This window comes from Streptomyces sp. NPDC017448 (assembly GCF_044330565.1).
In the GTDB taxonomy this organism is placed as follows: domain Bacteria; phylum Actinomycetota; class Actinomycetes; order Streptomycetales; family Streptomycetaceae; genus Streptomyces.
Genome location: NZ_JBIRLM010000018.1, coordinates 57,931 through 81,114, shown reverse-complemented (window position 1 = coordinate 81,114; position 23,184 = coordinate 57,931). Strand labels below are relative to the sequence as shown.

Sequence of the window (23,184 nt, the reverse complement as noted above, 5' to 3'; positions counted from 1 at the left end):
CCCGGGTGCGGGCTATAGGGTGGGCGGGCGCACCTCGACTATAGGGCGGGTGGTGCCCGGGGGGGGGGTGGGAGCGGGGGGGGGGGGCGGGGGGGGCGCGGCCGGGGGGAGCCGCGCACCGCCGGCCGAACGAACGGGAGGGCCGGGGCCGGCGCCCTCAGCCGGCCGCGACCGCCGCCCGCAGGGCGTCGGCACGGTCGGTGCGTTCCCAGGTGAACTCCTCCAGCTCACGACCGAAGTGGCCGTAGGCGGCGGTCCGGGCGTAGATGGGCCGCAGCAGGTCGAGATCCCGGATGATCGCGGCCGGACGGAGGTCGAAGACCCGCCGGACGGCTGTCTCGATCCTGGACACGGCGACCGTATTCGTGCCGAAGGTCTCGACCAGCAGCCCCACCGGCTCGGCCTTTCCGATGGCGTAGGCGACCTGGATCTCGCAGCGTGTCGCGAGACCCGCCGCGACGATGTTCTTGGCGACCCAGCGCGTCGCGTAGGCCGCTGAACGGTCCACCTTGGAGGGGTCCTTACCGGAGAACGCGCCACCACCGTGACGGGCCATGCCCCCGTACGTATCGATGATGATCTTGCGTCCGGTGAGGCCCGCGTCCCCCATCGGGCCCCCGATCTCGAAACGGCCGGTCGGGTTGGTCAGGAGGCGGTAGTCGTCCGTCTCCACCTTGATGCCGTCCTCCGCCAGTCCGGTGAGCACGTGCTCGACGACGTGCTCGCGGATGTCGGGGGTGAGAGCGCCGTCCAGGTCGACGTCGCCCGCGTGCTGCGAGGAAACCACCACGGTGTCGAGCCGGACCGGGCGGCTCCCGACGTACTCCACGGTGACCTGGGTCTTCCCGTCCGGTCGCAGATAGGGGACAGTGCCGTCCTTGCGGACCTCCGCCAGCCTCCGGGAGAGGCGGTGCGCCAGCTCGATCGGAAGCGGCATGAGCGTGGGCGTCTCGACGGTCGCGTATCCGAACATCAGGCCCTGGTCGCCCGCGCCCTGTTCGCCGAGCTCGTCCCGCTCGCCCTCCGCCCCCCTCTCGTACGCCGAGTCGACGCCCCGCGCGATATCCGGCGACTGCGCGCCGATCGACACCGACACACCGCAGGACGCCCCGTCGAAGCCCTTAGCGGACGAGTCGTACCCGATGTCGATGATCTTCTGCCGCACCAGGTGCGCGATATCGACGTAGGCGGTGGTCGACACCTCCCCCGCGACATGGACCTGGCCGGTGGTGATCAGTGTCTCGACCGCGACGCGTGCGGCGGGGTCGCGGCTGAGCAGTGCGTCGAGAACGGTGTCGCTTATCTGGTCGGCGATCTTGTCAGGGTGCCCCTCGGTCACGGACTCCGAGGTGAAGAGGGTGCGGGACATGGGCGCTCCAGAGATATGGCGGATGGGGACGGTGGCGCCGGTCGCTACGACGTGGGGACGTTCTTGCGGAACACCCAGTAGTCGGCGCCCTCTTCGGCGATGTAGCCGGCGTCCGGCATCTTGAACAGGAGCGTGGTGCGCGCGGCGACCTCCGGTGACAGCGCGAACTCCTCGAAGCCGGTCTCCGTGGCGTAGGAGCCCCGGGTGGAGACCAGGATCAGCCCGCCGGGCCTGGCGTACTCGATCAGGGTGAGCAGCGCCGGCGGCCGGACGTGGCCGAGGGTGAAGACCCCGCTGCTGACGACGATGCCGTACTGGGACAGCCGCTCGTCCCGCTCCGGCACCGAGAGGTCCACACCGCCGTAGACCTTGCGGTAGGCGTTGGTCTTACGTGCCTCGGCGGCCATGTTCTCGGAGAGGTCGACGCCGTCGATCTCGTACGTGCCCAGCGTGCGGAGGACGCTGCCGACGAGGCCGGTGCCGCAGCCGGCGTCGAATATCTCGGTCTGCGGTGTTCCGTAGGCGGAGGCGAGTAGGTGCACGAAGTTCGCGGCGACCCGCGGCGCGATCCATTTCTGGTCGGCGAGGTCCGCATCGTAGCCCGTCGCCCAGTTTTCGTAGTAGTTCTTCAGCCCGGGGGCGTCCTCGAAGAAGACGTGCGACTGCTTGATGTTCGTGAAGGAACTGCTCATGGAATTGCCTCTCTGTCAGGCCGGGTCGACGGACGTGGACACGGTGGTCACCGTTCGGCGGCATTCTTCAGGTAGGGGCAGGTACTTCTGACGCGTCCGCCTTCTTGTTGCCGTCGCCTTCCGCGTCCCGGCGGTCCCGGACACGCAGTCGGGAGTTCTTCACGTCGAAGAGCATGTAGACGGCGATGCCCACGAGGACGAACAGTGCTCCGGTCACTTCCGACCAGGTGGGCAGGCGGTTTTCCACGGGAAGGCTGAGGATGGCTCCGAAGATGGTCTCCGTGGCGAGGAGCGGGCCGACGAGGGGGACGGGAATCCCCTGTGCGGCCTTCACCCAGATCAGGGTCCCCCACCACGAGGCGATGACTCCGAGGAACACACACCACGCGATGATCTTGAACAGCGGATACGGTTCGAACGTCTCGGGGGGAGTCGAGGCGATGGCGAAGGGCAGCAGCACCATCGAGGCGCCGCCGGCCCCCATGGCCACGAGTCCGGCCCAGAGGGTGGGGTCGGGCTTGATCTCCCAGGTGCGCTGCGACTGGGCGTTGCGGACCACGAAGTAGGACCAGGTCAGCATGGCGCCGATCGCGAGCAGGATCGCGAAGATCGAGTCGTTGACGCCTTCGAGGTCCTTCCCCGAGATGAGGTCGGAGACGCTGAGGAGCCCCAGACCCATGATGATCAGGACCACGGGAGCGATCAGCTCGCGCCAGGGCATGCGCTTCTCGGCGAAGTTCCCGGCCACCGCGATGGTGATCGGCGACGATCCGACGACGACGGCCGTGATGAATCCGCTGTCCATGGTCGCCGAATACGAGACGCAGATGTAGAAGATGAAGTAGCCGACGAAACCGATCCACAGGCCGAAGAAGACTCTCCGCACGGGCATCAGCTTCAGCTGCTCCCGGCCCCTCCACAGGACGTAGAGTCCGCAGAGGCCGAACAGGGAGTAGCGTCCGGTCACCAGGAGCAGTTCACTCGCGGGGCGCACTGCGGCCGGGGCGACGAAGGCGAAAGCCCACAGGAGGGCAGCCGTCAGTGCGGCGATGACATTCTTCGGCGTGCTTCCCATTACAGAGCGCTTCTCCGTTCGGCGGTGTCCCCGGCGCTGAATCCGTTTTCCTTCAGCCAGTTCGGGTTGTAGATCTTTGACATGTACTTGCTCCCGCTGTCCGGGAGCACGGTGACGACGACGGCCGGCCCCTTCAGCGAGCGGGCCACGCGTACGGCGCCCCAGACGTTGGCGCCGGCCGTCCCACCGCAGACGAGGCCCTCGCGCCGGGCCAGGTGGTGGCACGTGGCGAATGCGTCGGCGTCGGAGAACCGAAGGACGTCGTCAATGAGCGAGAAGTCCATGCACTCGGCCAGGTGATCCTCGCCGACGCCCTCGACGAAATAGGGGGCGATCTCGGTGGGGTCGACCACCCCGTCGTGGAAGTAGCGGTGGTAGACGGAGCCGACCGGGTCCAGCAACACCGAGGTGACGTCTGGGTTTTGTTCCTTCAGACAGCGGGAGATCCCGGAGATCGTCCCGCCGGTGCTGCCCGCGGCGACGAACGCCGTCACGGAGTCGCCGAGCGCCTCCCGGATCTCCGGACCCGTGGAACGGAAGTGGGCCTCGGCGTTGAGGGGGTTGTCGTACTGGTTCAGCATGAACGAGCCCGGTGTCTCGGCGTGGATGCGCCGGGCGCAGGTCACGTAGTGCTTCGCCGAGCCGGGAGCGGCCGAGGTCGGGCAGACGATGACCTCGGCGCCCATGGCACGCAGGGCGTCCCGCTTCTCGTCGCTGACCTTGTCCGGCATCGTGAGGATGGCGCGGTACCCCCGTGTGGCCGCCATCATCGCGATCGCCGCGCCCGTGTTCCCCGAGGTGTTCTCGACGATCGTCCCGCCCGGTCGGAGCAGGCCGCGGCGCTCGGCGTCGGCCAGTATGTGACTGACCATGCGGTCCTTGATGCTGCCGCTCGGATTCAAGAATTCGAGCTTGGCGAAAAGGCGAACGCCGACGGGAACATCGAACGTGGTCAGTTCCACCAGAGGTGTTCTGCCGATGACCGACTGAACATTCATTCGGAGTCCTTACATCAGCGGCGTCAGGAAGATGACGGGATAGCGGGCCGGTGGACGGCCGGTCGGTGCGCTCCGTGATCAGAGAGCGGAATCAGGGATTTTCACGGAGTCGAGGATGGCCACGGTGTGACCGACCTTCTCGCCCTTTTCCACCCGGGTGAAGGCGTCTACCGCCGATATCTCGTGAGGCGCGAGTTCCTTCTCCAGCTGGAGGGCCTGCGCACCGGCGGCCGCCACCGTGAGACCGGCGAAAACCTCTCGCAGGACGTCGACCGGGTAGAAGTGGAACGGGCCGAGCCCTTCCCGCTCCCACCGGGCGTAGCCCCCGACGACGTCCAGGGGTTCGGACTGGATCTTCCAGGTGTAGGTCAGGATGCCGCCGTTGTATCCGGCGGCACTGGACAGCGCCAGGATCTCCGACAGTGGCACACGCGCCCCGATCGACGAGAGCACCCGGCCTCCGACCCGGAGGATGGGGTGCGCCTGCTGCAGGGCGAGGTAGTGCAGGGTGACCAGGTTCTTCTCGGCGAAGCCGGGGATCTCCTCACGCCGCTCCTCGATGAACGTCGAACTCGTCTGGCCGTCGTCGAGGTCGCCGGTGCCCGCCATAGGGATGTTGGGGAGGTTTTCGTAGACGACGTCTACCTGCGCGACCTTGCCGGCGAGCGGCGCGAGGATGTCCCCGGCGCCTCCGATCAGTTCGATGTCCTGGGCGAGGAGGTTGCCGCGGATGTTCTGCCGCGCGTGCTCGAGAACGTCCTCGTGCAGGTCCGTGAAGCCGACCGACTGCGAGTGGAGGATCTCCACGGCGGCCAGGACGTCCAGGCCGGCCCCGGTGCCGATGGTGCAGAACTTCGGGGCGAGGAAGCCCATCCGGGCAAGGGTCTTGAACGCGGGCACGGCGACGCTGGCGACCCAGTCCGCTCGCGGATCGTCCGCCTTCGGAAGGTAGGAGTGATCCGACAGCGTGATCTCCACGGATGACCGGATCCGTTCTGTCTTTCCGATCTGGAAGAACTCGCTCGGGGACACAACCAGTTCCGTGGTGTCGATACGTGAACTCATCTCAGCCTCCTTCGGCATGGCAAAAGCTCTGGCGGTACAAAGAATTCTGGTCGGCGCCCAGAGAAATGCTTGGTGCACCGGATAGCGCCCCTGCGAGACATTTCTCCTCCCATGAAGGCGTACTCACTGTTGCACCGCCCCGCAATCCGCGTACAGGGCAACTCTGTTGCCACTCGACTGGCAACAGCAGCACCACCGAACCGCCCGCGAACAGATGGAGGCCATACCCGCGGAGCGCTGTCCGCCGCGAACACCCACATCTGCACTTCCCCGCACGCCAGGGGCAGGGGAATCGGTCGGATCGGCCGCCGGAGGCTCTTTCCGGCCATCCGCCGGGGCGCCGTTGACACGGCGAGAAGCGACTCCCTAGCTTGTAGCTATACCGGTTGGTATAGTCGCTGCTCCTCGCTCTGGGTGCGTGCGTGCCAGTTCCGGTGTCCGGCCAGGCGCCTGAACGGTCCCTGGACATCACCGCCATGACAGCGAGGGGGAGTCCGTGAAGCCCGTACGGGTCCACGAGGAAGTCGAACGGCACCGTGAAATGGTGCTGCTCGCTTGTCGGTCGCTGGACCGGTCCGATCCGCCGGGACAGGCTTCCGGCTGTGTCTCGATGCGATCGAGTGAGGCCGTCGTCATCTCGACCTGCGAAGAGAGCGGGGAATCGCCGCGGACCGATCGGAACGCCGTGCTGATCGACCCGGAGGAGGGGCTGCCCCTGCTCGGGGAGCTCGCCTGGCCGCCCCCCGAGACCCCGGCACATCTCGCGATTCACCGGCAGCTTCCGGGCGGTGGTGCCGTGATCCACACGCGCGAACCCACCACCGTGGCTCTCGCGGAGGCGGTCGGCGCAACCCCTTCCGTCGGCGCGACGGTGCTGGCGGTCGCCCCCGGCCGGCGGAGCGCGTCCAGGCGTGACGACGTGGCCGACCTGGAGAAGCTCATCGACCTCTCCGGCCCCGTGGCCGCCGTGCTGTTCGGTGGTTCGGCCGTCTTCACCTGGGGCCGGAGCCCGGACGAAGCGCTGTCCGGACTGGAGCGGATCAGGGGACTCGGTCGCGTCCTGCGGTCGGCGCCCGCCGCCGGCCCCGAGGAGGCCGAGGGGAAGGCCTGGTGACGTTGTTACAGGTCATGTCGGCCTGCGACCCCGGCGCGGTGCAGCTGCGGTCGGAGGACCCGGAGGTCATACGTACCCAACTGCTGGGGGTCGGGGTGCGTTTCTCCCGGTGGCGCGCCGCCCGGCGGATTCCCGTCGACGCAGATGACGCGACGATTCTGAACGCCTACCGGAGCCATATTGACCACGTGAGCGCCGAGAACGGCTACCAGGCCGTCGACATCAGACGCCTCACCCCCGCGTCGGCCGGTCCCGGGCCGCAGAGGTCACGGGCGAACCGCGAGAAGTTCCGTCGGCGGCATCTGCACGAGGAGGACATGGTGCGCTTTCTGGTGGCGGGTACCGGCTGTCATTACCTTCATGCCGCGGGCCAGGTCTACGCACTGGTCTGCACGGCCGGTGACCTGCTTTCGGTGCCCAGCCGTACGGGGCACTGGTTCGACGCCGGCGCGAGCCCCCGCTACACGTCTGTCCGCTTCCTCCGAGCGCGCGACCAGCCCGGTGTCCGATTCCCCCCGGGCGACATCGCCGCCCGGTTCCCGACGCTCGACGATCTGCTGGCGCTGCCCTGAGCGGCAGTACCACTCGGCCGACCTGCGCCTCTCAGGAGCCACGGCGCGGTCCTACGACTTCAGGGAGTTCGCAGTGTTACGGAATTCAGTGCAGGACAGCGCAGGAAGCCGACCGGAACCAAGCGGTCCGGACTGTCCGTGCGGTGCCGACTCGCCAGGGACGTTCGGCCACCTGCTCCGGGCCCACCGCGAGCGGCGCGGGCTCTCGCTCACGCAGTTGGCCGGCCTGGTGCACTTCAACCGAGGGCATCTCAGCAAGGTGGAGAACGGCAAGCGCACGCCGTCGGTGGTTCTCGGAGCGGCCTGCGACCGGGTGCTGGACTCCGGGAGCAGGTTCACCGCCATCGCGACGGCGCTCGAAGCCGTCTCCCGGCCGAGCCCCGGATGGGTTCATCCAGCCCAACTCCCGGTGGCCAAGCGCTTCTTCACAGGAAGGCGGCGTCATTTGAAGCAGCTGAGCCAGTGGCTCGGGGACGACCGGTCCCTCGCCGTGCCCGTCGCGGTGATCAACGGTCCGCCGGGCGTCGGCAAGACCGCCCTGGCCGTCCAGTGGGCACACCAGGCGGTCTGTGACGGCCGCTTCGCCGACGGGCAGCTGTTCGTCGACCTCGAAGGCCCCGAACCGGGAGAGGCAGCCGACCCGTTCGACGTCCTGGGGCATCTGCTCCACGCGGTGGGGGTGCCCGGCGAGCGTCTGCCGGCCGACTTGCATCAGCGGGCCGCCGCCTTCCGCTCCTATCTGCACGGGCGCGAGGTGCTGCTGGTCCTGGACAACGCCGCCGACGCCCAGCAGGTGCACCATCTGCTGCCCGGCTCGCCGGGCAGCGCCGTCGTGGTGACCAGCCGTTCGCGCCTTCCTGGTCTGCTGTCCAAGGTGGACGCGGCCACCCTGCCAATGACGGAACTGTGCCGCCCGGAGGCCGCCATGCTACTCCGGGCCATGATCGGGGACGCGCGCGCGGACGCCGACCCCGCCGCACTGACGGTGCTGGCGGAACGGTGTGGGCGGCTGCCCCTGGCCCTGGTGCTGGCGGCGGAGAACATCGTGAGCTGCCAGCACCCCAGCGCCGACCGGCTGGCCGCGGAACTCAAGGCGGAGCAAGCCCGGCTGGCCCTCGCCGAAGGGGACGTGACCCTGCGCCATACGTTCGACGCGTCCTACCGGACCCTCGACGAGCCGAGCGCACGGATATTCCGGCTGCTGGGGCTGCTGCCCGGCCAGGTGATCGACGTCGCGGCCACTGCGGTCACCGCGGGGGTCAGCCACGCCGAGGCCGTACGGCTGCTGCGCGATCTGGCGAGCGCTCATCTGATCCAGCAGCAGGACGAGCGCCACTACCTGATGCACGATCTCCTACGCGTCTACGCGGCGGACCTCTGCCGGCAACTGGACGGCGGGACCGCAACCGCACAGGGGGAGGACCGGGCAGAGACCGAGGCGGCCCTCGTCGCCTGAAGCGCTCATCCCAGCGCTTGGTGCCCGGCGTCAGGCGGCGAGCGACCGCTCGATGAGAACGGCCGCCACCTCTTCCGCCCGACGCACGGCCTGGTCCACCGAACCCATGGGACCCGCGATGCAGGCTCCCTCGTGCAGGATGAGCACCTGGGCGGCCAGATCACCGGGCGCCTGAGCACCGCCCTCCCGCGCGAGGTCCTCCAGAAAGCCGAGGAACCACGCCTTCTGATGCCGTGCGACCTCCCGGGCCGGGTGGTCCTCAGCCAGTTCCACCGACGCGTTGATGAAGGCGCACCCCCGCTTGTTCCGCTCGGTCGACCACTCCTGCAGTGCACCGAAGGTGGCGAGAATCCGCTCACCCGGCGGCCCCTCATGGCCGTTGACGTGCTTCACCAGCATGGACCTCCACAGGCCGTCCCGGGCCTGGAGATAAGCGACGATGAGATCGTCCTTGGAGCCGAAGCAGTCGTAGAGCGTCTTCTTCGTGACGCCCGCCTGCTCCGCGATCGCCTCCACGCCGACGGCCCGGATCCCGAGATCGTAGAAGAGCCGGGAGGCCGTTTCGAGGACTTTCACGCCGGCCGGCGTCAGGTGGTGGGCACCCCGACGCTTTGTCCTCGTCGCGTGGGTTTCACTACTGATGGTCACCTGGTCAACGGTACACCCAGCGGTATACAGACGATAGCGTCCGCAAGGCAGGAATCGAACGCGGGTGCCTCGACGGTGGTCCTTCACGGACCCGCCTTGCCCGGCAGGACGCCCCCGTCCCCGCGGCCCCGCCCGCCCAAGGACACGCCCTCGATCGGCCCCATCGCGTCTCTGTGCCCGCCGACAGGCCAGCCTGCCGGGGACGGCGATCGCGTAGCGCGACGCCCGGGCACGGAAAGGGGCGGGTCGATGACTCCGGCAAGCAGGATCGAGGTCGCCGTCTTCGACGTCCTCGGCACGATGGTCGATCAGCCGGGCGGGCTGCGGACCGCGATCCGTGAAGCGTTCCCCTCCGCGGGCGAGGCGGCCGCCGACCGGCTGCTCGCCAGCTGGGAGGAGCACGTCGCCCATGAACAACGTCGTATCGCGAACGGCGAACGGCCCTACGCGAACTCCACGGTCCTGGATAGGGAGGCCGTCGAGCGCGTGGCCGGCGATACCGGGCTCACGGACCCCGATGCCCTGCGGCGTCTCGCCACGGCCTCCCAGCGCCTGGCCCCTTGGGAGGACTCCGTTACCGGCCTCGCCGCGTTCGCGCGCCTGTTCCCGGTCATCGGTCTCACGAACGCCGCCCGCGCGGATCTGCTCCGCCTCAACGCCCACACCGGGCTGCGCTGGCACCAGGCGCTCTCAGCGGAGGACGCCCGCGCGTTCAAGCCGCTGAAAGCGGTCTACCAGCTCGCCCTGGACACCGCGGCCTGCCCGCCGGAGCGTACGGTGATGATCGCCGCCCACGCTTGGGATCTCCGAGGCGCCCAGGCCCTGGGCATGCGCACGGCCTATGTGCACCGCCCCGGCGGAGACCCGCCGAAGGACACCGACACCTTCGACTGGCGGGCGGACGATTTGGAGGAACTGGCAGCCGAACTGGCCCCGTTCGCGTCGAGGGCGGACGGACCGCACCCTCGACCGCGGTGACCGCGCCGTGATCCACTAGGAGGGCGCCCAGGAGCCGTGAGCCGAAACGGCGCCGCACCGGACGGGAATCGGGATGGGGAGTATGGACATCGAAGCGTTACGCCGGGACACCCCGGGCACCGCGAACCGGCTCCACCTCAACAACGCGGGCGCGGGTCTGCTGTCCCGGGGCACGCTCCGGACCGTGACCTCCCATCTGGAACTGGAGGCCGCGATCGGCGGCTACGAGGCCGCCGATCAGGAACGCGAACGGATCGACGCCGTCCACGAGCACATCGCCCGGCTGGTGGGCGGCCGGGCGGACGAGATCGCGCTCTTCGACAACGCCACCCACGCCTGGAACGCCGCGTTCCACTCCATGAAGTTCAAGCCGGGCGACCGCATCCTCACCGGCCGTTCCGAGTACGGCAGCAATGTTCTGGCCTATCTGCAGACAGCCCGGCGTACCGGTGCCGAGGTCGTTGTCGTCCCCGACGACGCGTCCGGTCAGCTCGATACCACCGCCCTGGCGAACCTGATCGACGACCGCTGCAAGCTGGTGGGCGTCACCCACGTGCCGACCAGCGGCGGCCTGGTCAACCCGGTCGCCGAGATCGGACGCGTCACCCGTGCCGCCGGCGTTCCCTTCCTCCTCGACGCCACCCAGTCGGTCGGGCAGTTCCCCGTGGACGTCGCGGAGCTGGGCTGCGACATGCTCACCGCCACGGGCCGCAAGTTCCTGCGCGGCCCGCGCGGCACGGGCTTCCTGTGGGTCCACCCCGAGGCGCTCGGCCGTCTGGAGCCGTACGTGGCGGAGACGGCCTCGGCCACCTGGGACGGCGGGCGCGGTTTCACCTGGCACGACGGCGCCCGGCGTTTCGAGACCTGGGAGGTCAGCTACGCCAACACGCTGGGTCTCGGCACCGCCGTCCAGCAGGCTATGGACCTCGGCATCGATGAAATCGGGCGGCGCGCCCTCGCCCTCGGCGCACGTCTGCGCGACGGTCTCGACGCCGTTCCCGGCGTCAACACCCATGATCTCGGCGCGCGGCGGTGCGCCATCGTCACCTGCAAAGTCGATGGCATGGCCGCGGCCGACACCGCGGCCGCCCTGGCCGCCCAGGGCATCAACGTCAGCGTCACGAACCCGGCGCAGACCCAGTTCGACACCGAGAACCGGGACGTCCACCCGCTGGTGCGGCTCTCACCCCACTACTACAACACCGAGGCCGAGATCGACCGTGCTGTCGGGGCCCTCACCGAACTCGCCCCGGCGGGCAGGCCGCCACGGTGACGAGGGCCCATCTCCCTCACTGAGCGTTTTCAGCGTTGTCTCTCCAGGGTGAGGACGGCTTTGGTGAGGACGGTCATGCGGTTCGGGCTGGTGCGGGATCTGCGGAAGATCTGCCAGGACTTCAGCCGTGCCATGCCGCGTTCGACTGGTGCCCGGGCTGCGGCCAGAGCCCGGTTGACGGTGCGCTGGGTGAGGGTGAGCTCACCACCCGGTGGTCGTTTGAGTCCGGTGGTGACCCAGGGGCCGGCGCCCTGGTATGCGCGGTCGGTGAGGACCGGGACGCCCTGACGCTCGCAGGTCTGGATGATGCGATGGGTGCGGGCCGCGGTCAGATCGTGGGTACGGCCGGGCAGCGCGGGCGAGATCCACAGGATCTCGCCCGCGGGGTCGGTGACGACCTGGACGTTCACGCCGTGCCGGCGGTGCTTGGCCTAGTAGTCCGCCCGGCTGTCGCCGACGCGGTCGCACTCGCCGAGGGTCCCGTCCAGGAGGACGAAGTCCGGATCGTGCTCGCGCGGAGTCTTGAGCAGGCCCGGCGCCCGGTCGGCGAGCAGGCCGGTGACGGCGGTGACGTATGCGTGGGCGGTGCCGACGGATATCCCGAAGCCGGCCGCGATCCGGGTGAGTGTGTCGTGGTGGCGCAGGTACACCAGAGCGACGAGCGCACGCTGGTGGGGCGGGAGTTTGCACCTGCGGTCACCCTCGCGGGTGACGATGAGCATGGTGACCCACTCGACCAGGGCATGCGGAAGGTCGAGTGCGGCAGGATGGGGAACCAACGAGGCTTCTGTGCCGGTGGGTTGAGGCTTCGAACACCTCCCCCAACGGCACGGGAGCCTTGTGCGTCGCGGCCCTCACCCCGGGCTCGCCGCCGTCACCCGATCGGCGGCCACGCTGAAAGCTCCGACTCAGGTCACTAGCGGCCGTCGGCGAAGTTCTCCTGGGGCTCGCGGAGCCGTTCGCGGAGTTGCCGTTCGGCGGCGGCCTGGATGGCGGGGTTGGTGTGCGGCTGCCGGGTCCAGGTGGCGCGGTGAGCGGCGATGGCCTCGCGGTAGCCCTCCGGCGGATCCGCGCGCGGCATCGGCGCGGCGGGGCCGGCCTTTACGGGGGCGGGCGCCAGGACGTGCAGGACGCGGACGTTCGCGCCTCGCACCCGCTCGTTGGCCGCCGCGACCAGCTTCAGCGCGCTCCAGCGCAGCTTCGTGCCCACCGCCGGGGCGTCGGGAGCGACGTTCAGGCGGCGGCTCTCCGCGTCGAACGCCGTCGCCTGTATGCGTCCGGCGAGCTCGGGCACGACTGCGGCGAGGATGGTGTGAATGAGGGTGGTCGCGAGGCGGACACGATTGAAAGGGTAGAGAACAAACTCAGTGCGGAGGCGGGACGCCCTATCGCTTGGGCCCGTCACCAAGCTTGAGTGACGGGCCCAGGACGACCTTCGGCGTGTATGTCGGCTCTCAGCGTGATGCGATCGCTAATCGGCGGTCATCATCCCTACCGCGATCGCGGTGACGATGAGCAGTCCCCACAGCATGTACTGAACGACCTTCTGGCCGCTCACATGAAAGACTCCTCTTGCTTCTTAGTCACCTTGGAAGTCGCTGGTCGGATCTGCACAGTCTCGCAAGTCCGACAACTCGCCCTCTACTGTTCCATCCTCGGAGCCTCCGTCAGTCAGCGAATTGGAGGTGTAGCGGAGAGCGACCCACGCAGGCGTCGGCTTGCCCCCCTGAGGAACTTTTTCCCGCCCTTCTTTATGTCATCCCACGAGAGCAGTCCGGTGGGGTCGATGCGGTTGACGGGGTCGCCTTCGGCGTAGAGGCAGGGGTTCTTCTCCTGGCCGGAGGAGCGGAAAGCCGACGAGCCGAGGGTGACACTCAGGGCGTTCGCGAAAGGACGGGCTGGCGCTTCTCGATTTTCACGATAGGTAACACCTTCCGTACCTACTGATATCAGGCCCGCCCGCCCTTCCCCTTCTGGATGAAGAAATATCCCACCACTGAGATACAGGCAAGGATTCCCAGAAGCGCCCATCCTCCGCTATTTCCCGAGATGATCAGGAAGATCGAAAAAGCTACACCCAGAACTGCGAAGACGGCCGCGAACTGAACATAGCGCTTAACGGCGGCCCGCTGTTCCATTGTCCATCCGACATGTGGCTCGGACATGTGATCTCCTTCCGGTTCCGGGCGGGAGAGGGGTATTTCCCTCTCCCGCCCGGAGACTGATTATCCGCTGACAGCGTTGGACGCTATTTGTCCTGCGCTCCATGAGATTGCGTAGCAACCCGCCGTAGCACCCAGAGATCCTCCGAGAGTGGGACCGACGCTTGCGGCTACTGCCGCTCCGCACAAGGCTCCCGCCACGCCACCGGCAACCACGCCTGCGACATCGCCCCACAGAGCTTTGGTGTCTCCCTGGGCCACGTGGACCGCTCCGGTGGCGACGTCGCCAATAGGGCCGAGAGCATCCGCGACACCACCGAGGCTGAGGAGGCCGGTGGGGTCGATGCGGTTGACGGGGTCGCCTTCGGCGTAGAGGTAGGGGTTCTTTTCCTGGCCGGAGGGGTCGGGGGTGGTGAAGCGGCCGATGTTGGGGTCGTAGTACCGGGCCGCGAAGTGGTACAGCTCGGTCGGGTCCTGGTAGCCGCCGGCGAAGCGGTACGGCTGCGGCGCCTGCTCACTCGTGCCGGCGCGCTGGACGCCGCGCGGGCTGTAGGCGTACGTGTTGACCTCCGTGCCGGACTCGTCGGCCAGGGCGACCACCGAGCCGAGGGCGTCGGTCAGGTAGTAGTGGTTCTTCCCCCCGCGGGTCATGGAGTTCAGCGTGCCCCCGGGTTCGCGGTTGAATCCGGTGTCCACTCCGGCCGTTGAGGTGGCGGAGAGGCCGAGGGGGCCGTTGTGGAAGAAGGTGTCGCCGAGCTTGATGCGTTCGGACTGGTCGGTGGAGCCGTACTGGCCCGCGTGGGTCTTGCCGCCGGTGGTGATCGACGTCATCTGGGAGTGGTCGGACCACGTGATGCCGGTGCGGGTGGTCTCGGGGGTGGAGGCGGCGGCGGTCTCGTTGCCGATCTTGTCGTAGGACCAGTTCGTTGTGGAGCCGTTCTTCGCGGTGATCTGCTGGGCGTCGTTGACGGTGTAGGTGGTGCCGCGCGGGCAGCCCTTGTCCACGCCCTGGGAGGTGAGGTTGCCGGCGAGGTCGTAGCAGTACTGCCAGGAGGAGTTGAGCGTTGAGCCCTTGTTCTCCGCCGCGTAGGAGAAGCGGCCCGCGCTGTCGTACTCGTAGCTCGTCTTCGTACCCGCGACCGCGTCCGTCGTGGTGCGGATCTTGCCGCCGTCCTTGCCGTCCTGGCGGGCATAGGTGTAGGCGAGGTCGACCAGGGGGCCCTTGGGGCTGGTGGCCTTGATCTTCTCCGGGCGGCCTGACTTGTCCGGCGTGACTTCCTGGACCGTGTCGCCGGGGTACGTGGTCTTGGTCCGGACGTCGTTCTTGTTGTACGCGTACGTGGTGATCTTGCCCTTGGGGTCCTTCAGCTCCTTGAGCTTGTTGACCTTGTTCCAGGTGTAGTCGGTCAGGCCGGCGGGGTCCTGGTAGGTGTCGACGTTGCCCGCCGGGGTGTAGGCCAGGACTGTCTGTGACCCGTTCTGGAGGGTGCGGACCGTTTCGCGGGAGAGCGGGTCGAAGTCGTACCTGATCACGCCGGTGCCGTCGGAGCGCAGGGTGAGGTTGCCGTCACCGTCGTACTCGTAGGTGACGGCCTGGTAGTTGGAGGAGTCGACCTTCTTCACCCGGTCCCGGTGGTCGTAGGTGTAGGTGATGGTGATGCCGCGAGCGTCCTTCGCCGAGGAGACCCGGCCCAGGTCGTCGTAGGTGTAGGTGGTCGTGCCCAGCGGCGTCGGGGCCTTGACCGTCTTCAGGTTGCCCGTGGCGTCGTAGGTGAAGGTGGTGGCGACCGACTTCGAGGCCGTCATCTTCGTGGTGACCTTGCAGACCTGGCCCTCGAAGCCGCCGCAGGTGGGGCTTGCGGGGTTGTAGTCGAAGGACCGGTTGCCGCCGCCCGTGCCCTGGACGGCGACGGACTTGGTGTTGCCCGCCGTGTCGTAGGTGTACTCGGTCTTCTCGTCGTCGGCCGTCGTCAGCGTTCCCGGCAGGTCCGCGCCCGCGATCGACTGATACCCCGTCACCGTCGCGCTGGCCCCGGTCGGGAGCGTGGAGCCGGTCAGGTTGTTGCGGGAGTCCCAGCCGTACGTGGTGACATTGCCGCCCGTACCACCGGTGCCCATGGCGTCGGTGGCCTGCTCCACGTTCCGGTTCGCGTCGTACTTCTTGGACCGCGTCTGTTCGAGGGCGTCGGTGACCTTCTCCACCTGCCCGTCCGCGTCGTGCTCGTACTTCGTCGCGTTGTTCTCGGGGTCGGTGACGGTGGTGGTGCCGGCGGCGTCGTGCGAGGTGGCGGAGTAGGCGTAGGTCCAGGTGGGGCCGGTGTGGCCGGAGCCGTTGAGCTCGGTGGCCCGGAGCATCGAGGTGACCCGGTTCTCGGCGTCGTAGGTGAAGACCGTCACCCGGCCCTTGGGGGTGGTGATCTTCGTGAGGCGGCGGGAGGAGTCGTAGCCGAAGTGGGTGGCCTTGCCCTCGGTGTCGGTCGTCCTCGCCAGGTCACCCGCCGTGTTGAGGTCGAAGACGGCGGTGCGGCCGGTGTGGTCCTTGGCCTGCCACTGGTTCGGGTAGGTCTTGAGGAGGTCCACCCAGCGGCCCGACCGGGTCTCGGTCAGTTTGAAGCCCCTGTGCTCGTCGCCCTCGTCGTGCTGGGTGACGGTGATGGCGCCCTTGTTGCGGTCGGTGACCTTCGTCAGCGTGCCGTACTGGTCGTAGGTGTCCTTGGACCCGGACTTGCGGTTGGTCAGCGTGTACGTGCCGTCCGCGTTCTTCGTCAGGTCCTTGGAGTACCCCTTCGGCGTGCTGAAGGTACCGTCGGCGTTCTTCGTGAAGGATGCCGCGTCCCCGGTGGCATCGAAGAGCACCGCTTCGTTCGTGTAGAGGTCGAGGTAGCGCTCGTACTCCTGCCACCACCGCTGTGACACCTTGCCCCAAGGGGCGTCCAGCGAGTTGTAGGTGCGGGCAAGCCGCAGCTTCTGCCCCACCCCGGCGACCTCGAAATCGGTGGCGGCAAGCATCAGGTTGCCGTTCGACAGGTCAATCCGCGCCACCAGCGAGTCGGTGACCCTGACGTCGGAGATCTCGTGCCAGGGAACCGCCCCCTGCCCGCGCGGCACCCAACTGCGAACACCGGCCGACGAACGTCCCGCTGGCGACGAGGCACTGTCCCCGGTCCGGCTCCGCTCCTTCTGCGCGGCCCGCCAAGCGGTCTCCGCCGCCGACGGAGCGGACGCCGCCTTGTTGGCCGGCGGCTTGTTGGCACCGACCTTGACCGGCGGTATGGACTGCGGATCAGCCTTCTTACCCCAGGCCGAGACCGCTGCCGAAGCCGGGTCACCGCCCGGCGCGGCCAGCGCCGGCAGCGCGGAAGCCCCCAGAGCGGCCACCACCAGGGCCGCTGTTAAAGCGCTTCTGCGAGAAGTGCGCGATGTACGGGCACGCCGAAACGGCGTGCCGGATGCACGCGGATCCATGTGATCCCCCACGGGATACGTAGACACGGTGAACGCTGCGCTCACCGGAGCCGCACACGCTGCCACGAGCCCTTCACGCGACACGAACACTTACACGGTCGCAAACGGGTAAACGAGCCAGAGCAAGCCATCTTGCCCGCCCGAATCCTCCGCAGATGCCATGCCGAGACACTTCATCTTGCCTTGTGGCAACTATTTCGACGTCAACAAAACGGGGCCGAAAACCGACCGTTCCTGCCGAAGCTGTTCGCTGCGAACTCGAGAACGGGCCAAAGAGTGCAAAGAGTTCTGCGGAATCTCGGCGAGCAGGCGGAAACGAAGCCGGGACGGACGAGCCGGTGAAGCAGTCGGTCCAGTTGACGGCGACCTCCTCTGCTACGACCCCCGCGGGCTACGAGGCAGCTCAATTCCTGTACGCCGAACGGTCACTGACCCACCCCTACGAGGGCAAGAAATTCTTTTCAGGAGGAGGTGGCGCCGGTAGTGCCACTTCTGGTGCTTGTCGAGCCGGGCCGGTTTGGCCGGGTGCATCAACGCAAGGAAGAACAGGCCCTTGACCGGGAGGAACGGTGATCCGGGTTGACGCCAACATCGCGCCCCGTCCGCTGCTGACAGGCCTGCAGGCGCCGATTCGGCTGAGTGAGCTTCTTCGAGGTGGCTACCGATCGGGTGATGGCCTGCGCAGCACAACGAACAAGACCCCCGAGTTGTTGATCGAGATATCTGACGCCCCAACAACGCTGCTCGGGAGCCCCGTTGGTCAGCTATCGTGCCTCACTCGACCTGCCGCATGCGCTCGTGGGGTGGGTGACCATGCTCGTCGTCACCCGCGAGGGTGACCGGCGCTGCAAGCTCCGTCCGTCGCAGCGTGCGATGGCGGCACTGGTGTACCTGCGGGAGCACACCACCCTGGCGAAGATCGCTGCCGGGTTCGGGATCAGCCAGTCCACCGCCCACGCCTGCACCAGCGCGGTCATCGACCTGCTCGCCGAACGCGCTCCGGGCCTGCTGAAGGTTCTGCGCGAGACCGATCCCGATCTCGCCCTGCTGGACGGCACGCTCGCCGAGTGCGACCGGGACGGCGACGGCCGGGCCGACTACTCCCACAAGCACCGCCGCCACGACGTGAACGTGCAGGCCGTCACCGATCCGCAGGGCCGGCCGCTGTGGCTGTCACCCGCACTGCCGGGCCGCACCCACGACCTGACCGCCGCCCGCACCCACCGCATCGTCCGCATCTGCGAACACCAGGGCGCCCTCATCCTGGCCGATCTCGCCTACCAGGGCGCCGGCCCCCGGGTGACCACGGGCATCAAACGCGGACCCCAGCAGGGCCTCACCTCCACCGAGAAAACCCTCAACCGGGCCCTGGCCGAAGCACGGGCGCCGGTCGAACGCGGTGTCGCACGACTGAAGCCCCGGCGCATCTTCCGCAGGTCTCGTTGCAGCCCGACCCGCTTGACGCCAATCGCCGAAGCCCTGCTCACCCTGGAGCGTCACCGCTGAAGAAGCTCAATGGCTTGATGCCGCGTTTCCACAGCGGTCTGCGGTACTTGCCGAAGTCGTAGCCGCGATCAGCGACCATCCACTTGGGACGGTTCCGCGGGCGGCCCCGCAATCCGCCTATGTGAGGGATCGCGTCGAGGAGTGGAATCAACTGCGTGACGTCGTGACGGTTTCCGCCGGTCAGCGAGACCGCGAGCGGTATCCCCTGGCGGTCCACGATCACGTGATGCTTGGATCCGGGCCGCCCACGGTCGACCGACGAAGCCTGACGTGGTCCACCCTTTGAGCCGTCCGGTCAGCCACGGGAAGACGGCCGGGGTATCGGCGCCGACGTTCCTGTCGCGGTGGCAGCAACGGAGCTATGCGATCCCACAGTTCGTCGGGAACAAGATCAATGGCTATGAGCCTGTCTCGCGCGTCATCACATACATGTTCCCCACGTCCGGGTCGCCGTACATGAAGAACAGCACCAGCCCGTCGTGCCGATCGCGGTCCACAGAGAAGAACCACGAGTATGTCGAGGGGGGCTCCGAAGCCGAGGAGTCTGTCCCCGCTGCCGCAGGAAGACGTCTCTCGACTCGCGTCCGGGTCGTCAGCGCGAGCCGGACGACCTGTCCGTCCTCGTCGTCGTTCAGTTGCCAGGTTCCCGTACCGGAGAGGCGCCAGCCGTCCTCGAAATCGAAGTCCTGACCGTCGAGCTTTTCGAGAAGGGCCGTTCCGTCTTTACGGAGCACCACGCGGGTTCCCTCGGTGTTCTCCCAGCTTCCGGTGGCTTCGGCCACCGTGGCGTCGTGGAGCCCTGTTCCCTCGTAGTACTGATAGGGGCCGGCGCACGCGGTCAGAGACGCCGAAACCACCATCAGGACACCGAGGACAACCCCCTGCATCCATCGTTTGCTTCCGCCCGCCACCAGGATCTCCCACCCTCAGCCCGTATCGGCCAACCGAGTAGGAGCGGCCATGGAGAGATACCTTGCCAGACCTGTTGAACGTGTCCAACTCTGTGCTTCCAGTGGGCGTCACCCTTGCAACCCACGTCTCCACCACGGCCCGTCAACCGTCGGCAAGCACCATGAAGGGCGTTTTCGATACACCGCCCAGTACTCCGGCTGCGGATCGCGGTCTTCATGCCTGAGCGGCTTGTCGCTGATAGTGACCGGGCTGGGATCGAGCCTGGTGGCGGCGGTGCCAGGGGGACCAGGCGAGCCGGTGGGCCGCGTCGTGGACAGGCTGGGCGACAAGCGCGATGAAAGGCGCCGAGTCTCGTCGCAAGGGGGCGGTATCAGCCCGTCCGGCCTGGGGCGGCGGGCGTGTTCGTCGGCGCGGCAGCGGGCCGCATCCTCGGTCCCGCGACGCGGGACATGCAGTTCCCGGTCGATCGCCGCATCTCCGAGCGGGGCGGAGCAGGCAAGGTAGACGGCGACCTGACTGTTCTCGACGCGTCCGGCGGTGCCGGTGCACTGGCGCTGCACGCCAGCCATGCGCGTGCCCTTCCTCAGGACGAACCGGCCCGCGATACGGCCCATCAGGACCCCGAACGTTTCCTGCCACCGGGCAGGATCGATGTTCTCACCTGCGGCCGCCGCCTGATCTTCTGTCTTCACACCCCGGTGGTCAACGGTGCTCGCAGTGGTTTCCCATGCCGTCGGCCGTCAGGCAGAAGGGGTCGGATGTCGGTGCCGTCATGAGGCTGACTCAACCGAACGACCACGAGGCAACAACAAGCGCGTAACGGGTGGGCGGCGCTACCGCGACCAGACGCCACTCACCCCCTACTGTCCGGGGAGGGGTCCCACGCGCACCCCGGACAGTAGGGGGACGAACATGTGGTCGACCACTTCACGGCCGGTGTTCCGGCGCTCCGTCGGCGCCGTCGCGGTCTGCGCGGCCGTGGCCGCAACCTCAGGATGCACCGTTCCCTCCGACGCCGTCGCCGGTGTCTCCGTGACTGCCGACGGCCATCTGCTCGGCGTCATCATGGTCTGTGGACACCACATCGATGGCGCGACCCTCTACGTGAGCAGTGACGACGTCAACAAGCAGGTGAGGGTCGGCTCGTGGACCGCCGACCGCCCCCTCACGCCGGGGGTCTCCACCTGGCCCCTCGATTCTCCTGCCGCCGGCTGGACCGCAACCAGGCCCCTCGCTCCACTCACCGCCAAGACGAACTACGTACTGTACGGCTGGACCAAGGACAACTCGTGGTCAGCGAGCGGCATCTCCTTCACCCTGGCCGACCGGGACCGGCTTGTTCCGGGAAAGGTCCGCTACCGCAGCAGCTCGTTCAGCGGCGGCCCATCCCCCATCACCGTCTCCATGGCGGAATTCACAGCTCAGGCATGCGAGAACAGGTAACGCTACGGCCCCTCCGTCCACGTCGAGACGTTCCCCCTCAGGAAGCGCGCGCTCGCCCCTCGCCGCCTCAAGGTACAAGATCACGATCTACAGCGGGGGTACCAGGACAAGGCCTCAGGGGCTTTTCCGCCCCGGTCTTCCCACAACCACGAGGCGGGGGCGGGCCCTACCGTTCGGCCGGCACGTTCTCGAAGGCCCCGGGGACCGGCAGGGTGCTCCAGCGGCCGAGCGGCCAGGCGACGACCACGGCCCGGCCCACGACCTCGTCGACCGGGACCATCCCCTTGTCGGGGTCGTCCTGGTGGTAGCGGGAGTCGGCGGACGCCTGACGGTGGTCCCCCATCACCCAGATCTTTCCTTCGGGGACGGTGACCTTGAACCGGCCGCCGTCCTCGTCGTCGCTGCACGGGGTGTTGCCGGGGAAGACGTACGGCTCGTCCAGCGCGGCGCCGTTGACCTTGACCGGCCCCTCCCCCGCGCACTCCACGGTGTCGCCGCCCACGCCGATGACCCGCTTGATGAGGTCCTTCTCCTCTGCGGAGGGCATCACGCCGATGAAACTCAACATCTTCTGCGCGGTGTTGGGCTCGTCCACGGGCACGCCCGCGAGCCAATCGGCCGGATCGTGGAAGACGACCACCTCACCGCGCTCGGGCTCCGACCCGAACCAGGGGGTCAGTTTGTCGACGAGGACCCGGTCGCCCTTCTGCAGGGTGTTCTGCATGGAGTTCGAGGGGATGGAGAACGCCTGCAGCAGGAACGTCTTGATGAGCAGGGCCAGCACCAGGGCGAGAGCGACGAGGAGCGGCAGCTCCACCCAGAACGGCCGGTTCTTCCGCGCTCTCGACCGCCGTGTACCCGCACGCCCCATTGCACCGCTCCTCGCCCCGCGTACCATCCGTCCGCTCCTGGGGAACGGATCCGGTGGCCCACCCTAACGACGTGGTGCGCGATCGAGGTGGGCCAGTACGTGCGGCTCGGAGGCCGGAGGGCGTGTACCCGGCGGTAGGCTGGGGCGGTTCACCGGCGGAGGCGTGCGGCGGGGCCACGCTCAGCGATGTGCCGGCGACCGTGTCGGTGCCGGGACGGTGGCGGACCAGGTGTACTCGAACTCGGGAAGCTCGAATCCCTGGTCGAAGCGGCAGATACGGGACGCGGTACGGCGGCCTCCGTGGCGTTCGTAGAACGCGACCGCGCGGGTGTTGCCCTGCAGGACCTCGAGGTAGACGTCGTGGCCGGGGTGGGCGGTGGTGGACCAGGCCAGGGCATGCTGGAGAAGCCGACTGCCCAACCCGCGCCCGGTGTCGCCGGGACGGGCATGCAGGTTGTCGAGCAGGATCCGGCCGTCCGGCTGCGGTTCGAGGTAGACGAAGCCGAGCAGCACTCGGGTTTCCACGACCAGGAACAGCGCCGCGCCCGGGACGGGATCGGCCAGCCGCGCCCGCCACACCTGTCGGCGTTCGGCGAGCAGCGGACCGTCCAGGTACTGCGCGGGGAACAAGGTCGCGTACGCCGCTCGCCAGCTGGCCGTGTGCAGTTCGGCGACGGCATCGGCATCGGTCGCCCCGGCGGTGGTGATCTCCATGCCCGCATTCTCTCGGCCCACTCGGCTGACGTCTGTGAACTGAGGCACGCTCCCTCTCCCCCCACACGCAGCCGCCGCTGTCACCAGGACGGGCGCCTTCCGGCCTGGCCGTATGCATGATCGAACTGCACTCGAAGCCGAGGTTGTCTGCAGCCTGTTCGAGCAGCACCCGTAGGTGAAGACCAAGGTCGACGCGGGCCGCCGGGGACCGGCCAGGCAGTCCCCCGATCGAGTCGAAGCCCCACCGCTCACGCCGAAGAAGGACGCCCCGCCTGAAGAGGTTGCCGCCGGGGAGGAGGCGCGGAAAAAGCAGGCCTCCGAGCGAATCCGTGTCGAGCACGCCAACGCGGAGTACAAGCAGGGGCGCCCCCCCTTCAGCGCCGCATCGGACGCCGCGAGTACTACGACGAGACCTGCCGGGCGATCGCCGGCCCGGCCCGCACCGGCCAGTCCGGCAGGGAACGGCGCACGCCTGTGTTCCTGCCGCAAGTGGGCCACGACGGCGTCGGACTCATCAGTTCTGTTCACACGATCCATCATCGTGGAGTGCACCCCCGTGGAGGGGCCTCCTCACCCGTGGGGGCGGCGGTGGCAGATGAGGGTCGTGGCTATGCCGACGAAGGCGAAGAAGGGCCGGGCAGCGGCACGCGGCTTCACGACCAAAACTTGGAATGCTTCATTCCGGAGGGTCCGTCTGGGTCTGCGGACCGAACTTGTCGAGCCGTCCGCAGCGTCCCGCCCCCTTCCGTAGCCGCCTGCTCCCTGCGTGCCCCGGCGTCGAACCCGCCCTCTCCCGCTCGCACCGGCACAGGTCCCTATTGATGTAAGCCTCCTTGATCGTTACGATCCGCTTTCCATCGTTCGCGTGTGG

Annotated in this window: 19 protein-coding genes and 3 pseudogenes; 7 read left to right on the top strand and 15 right to left on the bottom strand. The window is 68.1% G+C overall.

The annotated features are described in order from the left end of the window. Positions 1–157: 157 nt before the first annotated feature. The 5 genes from metK to ACH4K1_RS25670 all read right to left on the bottom strand — a co-directional run bounded on the left by metK (position 158) and on the right by ACH4K1_RS25670 (position 5,199). Positions 158–1,369, bottom strand: a complete 1,212-nt coding sequence (gene metK, locus ACH4K1_RS25690) for a methionine adenosyltransferase (protein WP_398091822.1) — start codon at positions 1,367–1,369, stop codon at positions 158–160. A gap of 44 nt (positions 1,370–1,413) precedes the next feature. Further along, a complete protein-coding gene (locus ACH4K1_RS25685; RefSeq protein WP_398091821.1) occupies positions 1,414–2,061 on the bottom strand; it encodes a class I SAM-dependent DNA methyltransferase in 648 nt (215 codons plus the stop codon). A gap of 67 nt (positions 2,062–2,128) precedes the next feature. Next, the gene (locus ACH4K1_RS25680; RefSeq protein ID WP_398091820.1) at positions 2,129–3,136 is read right to left on the bottom strand and encodes a DMT family transporter; all 1,008 of its coding nucleotides are present in this window, start codon (positions 3,134–3,136) and stop codon (positions 2,129–2,131) included. Continuing rightward, a complete protein-coding gene (locus ACH4K1_RS25675) occupies positions 3,136–4,134 on the bottom strand; it encodes a PLP-dependent cysteine synthase family protein (protein ID WP_398091818.1) in 999 nt (332 codons plus the stop codon). Before ACH4K1_RS25675 ends, ACH4K1_RS25680 begins: the two co-directional genes overlap by 1 nt. A gap of 78 nt (positions 4,135–4,212) precedes the next feature. Next, positions 4,213–5,199 carry a class I SAM-dependent methyltransferase gene (locus ACH4K1_RS25670; protein ID WP_398091817.1) on the bottom strand — a complete coding sequence of 329 codons (987 nt, stop codon included), beginning with the start codon at positions 5,197–5,199 and terminating at the stop codon, positions 4,213–4,215. A 541-nt stretch (positions 5,200–5,740) separates the two neighbouring features. Between ACH4K1_RS25670 and ACH4K1_RS25665 the strand changes: the two genes are divergently transcribed. Genes ACH4K1_RS25665 through ACH4K1_RS25655 form a run of 3 tightly spaced genes read left to right on the top strand, consistent with a single transcriptional unit; the run spans position 5,741 to position 8,341 of the window. Then, complete coding sequence (locus tag ACH4K1_RS25665; RefSeq protein ID WP_398091964.1) at positions 5,741–6,313, top strand: class II aldolase/adducin family protein; 573 nt, start codon at positions 5,741–5,743, stop codon at positions 6,311–6,313. Next, a complete protein-coding gene (locus ACH4K1_RS25660; protein WP_398091816.1) occupies positions 6,310–6,885 on the top strand; it encodes a cupin in 576 nt (191 codons plus the stop codon). Before ACH4K1_RS25665 ends, ACH4K1_RS25660 begins: the two co-directional genes overlap by 4 nt. Beyond that, positions 6,815–8,341, top strand: a complete 1,527-nt coding sequence (locus ACH4K1_RS25655) for a helix-turn-helix domain-containing protein (protein ID WP_398091815.1) — start codon at positions 6,815–6,817, stop codon at positions 8,339–8,341. The genes ACH4K1_RS25660 and ACH4K1_RS25655 overlap by 71 nt, the downstream gene beginning before the upstream one ends. A gap of 30 nt (positions 8,342–8,371) precedes the next feature. Here the strand turns inward: ACH4K1_RS25655 and ACH4K1_RS25650 are convergent, their stop codons facing one another. Further along, positions 8,372–8,917, bottom strand: a complete 546-nt coding sequence (locus ACH4K1_RS25650) for a TetR/AcrR family transcriptional regulator (protein ID WP_228988767.1) — start codon at positions 8,915–8,917, stop codon at positions 8,372–8,374. 321 nt (positions 8,918–9,238) lie between these two features. Between ACH4K1_RS25650 and ACH4K1_RS25645 the strand changes: the two genes are divergently transcribed. Both ACH4K1_RS25645 and ACH4K1_RS25640 read left to right on the top strand, forming a co-directional pair. After that, positions 9,239–9,967: a haloacid dehalogenase type II gene (locus ACH4K1_RS25645; RefSeq protein ID WP_398091814.1), complete on the top strand. Its 729-nt coding sequence runs from the start codon at positions 9,239–9,241 to the stop codon at positions 9,965–9,967. Positions 9,968–10,049: 82 nt separating this feature from the next. After that, positions 10,050–11,240 (top strand): aminotransferase class V-fold PLP-dependent enzyme, encoded by a 1,191-nt coding sequence (locus tag ACH4K1_RS25640; RefSeq protein ID WP_398091813.1) that lies wholly within the window; start codon positions 10,050–10,052, stop codon positions 11,238–11,240. 29 nt (positions 11,241–11,269) lie between these two features. Here the strand turns inward: ACH4K1_RS25640 and ACH4K1_RS25635 are convergent. The 4 genes and pseudogenes from ACH4K1_RS25635 to ACH4K1_RS25620 form a co-directional block, all read right to left on the bottom strand. Further along, positions 11,270–12,019: pseudogene (locus ACH4K1_RS25635) on the bottom strand (transposase family protein). A gap of 137 nt (positions 12,020–12,156) precedes the next feature. Further along, complete coding sequence (locus tag ACH4K1_RS25630; protein ID WP_398091812.1) at positions 12,157–12,534, bottom strand: hypothetical protein; 378 nt, start codon at positions 12,532–12,534, stop codon at positions 12,157–12,159. A gap of 655 nt (positions 12,535–13,189) precedes the next feature. After that, positions 13,190–13,405 carry a hypothetical protein gene (locus ACH4K1_RS25625; RefSeq protein ID WP_398091811.1) on the bottom strand — a complete coding sequence of 72 codons (216 nt, stop codon included), beginning with the start codon at positions 13,403–13,405 and terminating at the stop codon, positions 13,190–13,192. Between the two features lie 60 nt (positions 13,406–13,465). Beyond that, complete coding sequence (locus ACH4K1_RS25620; protein WP_398091810.1) at positions 13,466–16,783, bottom strand: RHS repeat-associated core domain-containing protein; 3,318 nt, start codon at positions 16,781–16,783, stop codon at positions 13,466–13,468. A gap of 897 nt (positions 16,784–17,680) precedes the next feature. On the opposite strand from ACH4K1_RS25620, the gene ACH4K1_RS25615 reads away from it, so the two are divergent. Next, complete coding sequence (locus ACH4K1_RS25615; RefSeq protein WP_398091962.1) at positions 17,681–18,373, top strand: transposase family protein; 693 nt, start codon at positions 17,681–17,683, stop codon at positions 18,371–18,373. On the opposite strand, the pseudogene ACH4K1_RS25610 reads toward ACH4K1_RS25615, so the two are convergent. The 3 genes and pseudogenes from ACH4K1_RS25610 to ACH4K1_RS25600 form a co-directional block, all read right to left on the bottom strand. Further along, positions 18,354–18,775 (bottom strand): annotated as a pseudogene (locus ACH4K1_RS25610) (transposase); the annotation flags it as partial. The gene ACH4K1_RS25615 and the pseudogene ACH4K1_RS25610 overlap by 20 nt on opposite strands. Continuing rightward, on the bottom strand, positions 18,772–19,284 hold the full coding sequence (locus ACH4K1_RS25605; RefSeq protein ID WP_398091809.1) for a hypothetical protein: 513 nt from the start codon (positions 19,282–19,284) through the stop codon (positions 18,772–18,774). The gene ACH4K1_RS25605 and the pseudogene ACH4K1_RS25610, both read right to left, overlap by 4 nt. A 408-nt stretch (positions 19,285–19,692) precedes the next feature. Next, positions 19,693–19,872 (bottom strand): annotated as a pseudogene (locus tag ACH4K1_RS25600) (transposase); the annotation flags it as partial. 445 nt (positions 19,873–20,317) lie between these two features. Here ACH4K1_RS25600 and ACH4K1_RS25595 point away from each other — a divergent pair. Continuing rightward, positions 20,318–20,728 carry a hypothetical protein gene (locus ACH4K1_RS25595; RefSeq protein ID WP_398091808.1) on the top strand — a complete coding sequence of 137 codons (411 nt, stop codon included), beginning with the start codon at positions 20,318–20,320 and terminating at the stop codon, positions 20,726–20,728. Between the two features lie 166 nt (positions 20,729–20,894). On the opposite strand, the gene lepB is transcribed toward ACH4K1_RS25595, so the two are convergent. Further along, complete coding sequence (gene lepB / locus ACH4K1_RS25590; RefSeq protein WP_398091807.1) at positions 20,895–21,599, bottom strand: signal peptidase I; 705 nt, start codon at positions 21,597–21,599, stop codon at positions 20,895–20,897. 180 nt (positions 21,600–21,779) lie between these two features. Continuing rightward, positions 21,780–22,313: a GNAT family N-acetyltransferase gene (locus tag ACH4K1_RS25585; RefSeq protein WP_398091806.1), complete on the bottom strand. Its 534-nt coding sequence runs from the start codon at positions 22,311–22,313 to the stop codon at positions 21,780–21,782. Positions 22,314–23,184 lie beyond the last annotated feature (871 nt).

What these genes read in the sequence shown, in the direction of transcription:
- ACH4K1_RS25645 (WP_398091814.1), top strand. Translation starts at nt 9,239, where the DNA reads ATGACTCCGGCAAGCAGGATCGAGGTCGCCGTCTTCGACGTCCTCGGC.
- ACH4K1_RS25615 (WP_398091962.1), top strand. Translation starts at nt 17,681, where the DNA reads ATGCTCGTCGTCACCCGCGAGGGTGACCGGCGCTGCAAGCTCCGTCCG.
- ACH4K1_RS25625 (WP_398091811.1), bottom strand. Translation starts at nt 13,405, where the DNA reads ATGTCCGAGCCACATGTCGGATGGACAATGGAACAGCGGGCCGCCGTT.
- ACH4K1_RS25685 (WP_398091821.1), bottom strand. Translation starts at nt 2,061, where the DNA reads ATGAGCAGTTCCTTCACGAACATCAAGCAGTCGCACGTCTTCTTCGAG.
- lepB (WP_398091807.1), bottom strand. Translation starts at nt 21,599, where the DNA reads ATGGGGCGTGCGGGTACACGGCGGTCGAGAGCGCGGAAGAACCGGCCG.
- ACH4K1_RS25675 (WP_398091818.1), bottom strand. Translation starts at nt 4,134, where the DNA reads ATGAATGTTCAGTCGGTCATCGGCAGAACACCTCTGGTGGAACTGACC.
- ACH4K1_RS25680 (WP_398091820.1), bottom strand. Translation starts at nt 3,136, where the DNA reads ATGGGAAGCACGCCGAAGAATGTCATCGCCGCACTGACGGCTGCCCTC.
- ACH4K1_RS25640 (WP_398091813.1), top strand. Translation starts at nt 10,050, where the DNA reads ATGGACATCGAAGCGTTACGCCGGGACACCCCGGGCACCGCGAACCGG.
- metK (WP_398091822.1), bottom strand. Translation starts at nt 1,369, where the DNA reads ATGTCCCGCACCCTCTTCACCTCGGAGTCCGTGACCGAGGGGCACCCT.
- ACH4K1_RS25670 (WP_398091817.1), bottom strand. Translation starts at nt 5,199, where the DNA reads ATGAGTTCACGTATCGACACCACGGAACTGGTTGTGTCCCCGAGCGAG.
- ACH4K1_RS25585 (WP_398091806.1), bottom strand. Translation starts at nt 22,313, where the DNA reads ATGGAGATCACCACCGCCGGGGCGACCGATGCCGATGCCGTCGCCGAA.
- ACH4K1_RS25665 (WP_398091964.1), top strand. Translation starts at nt 5,741, where the DNA reads ATGGTGCTGCTCGCTTGTCGGTCGCTGGACCGGTCCGATCCGCCGGGA.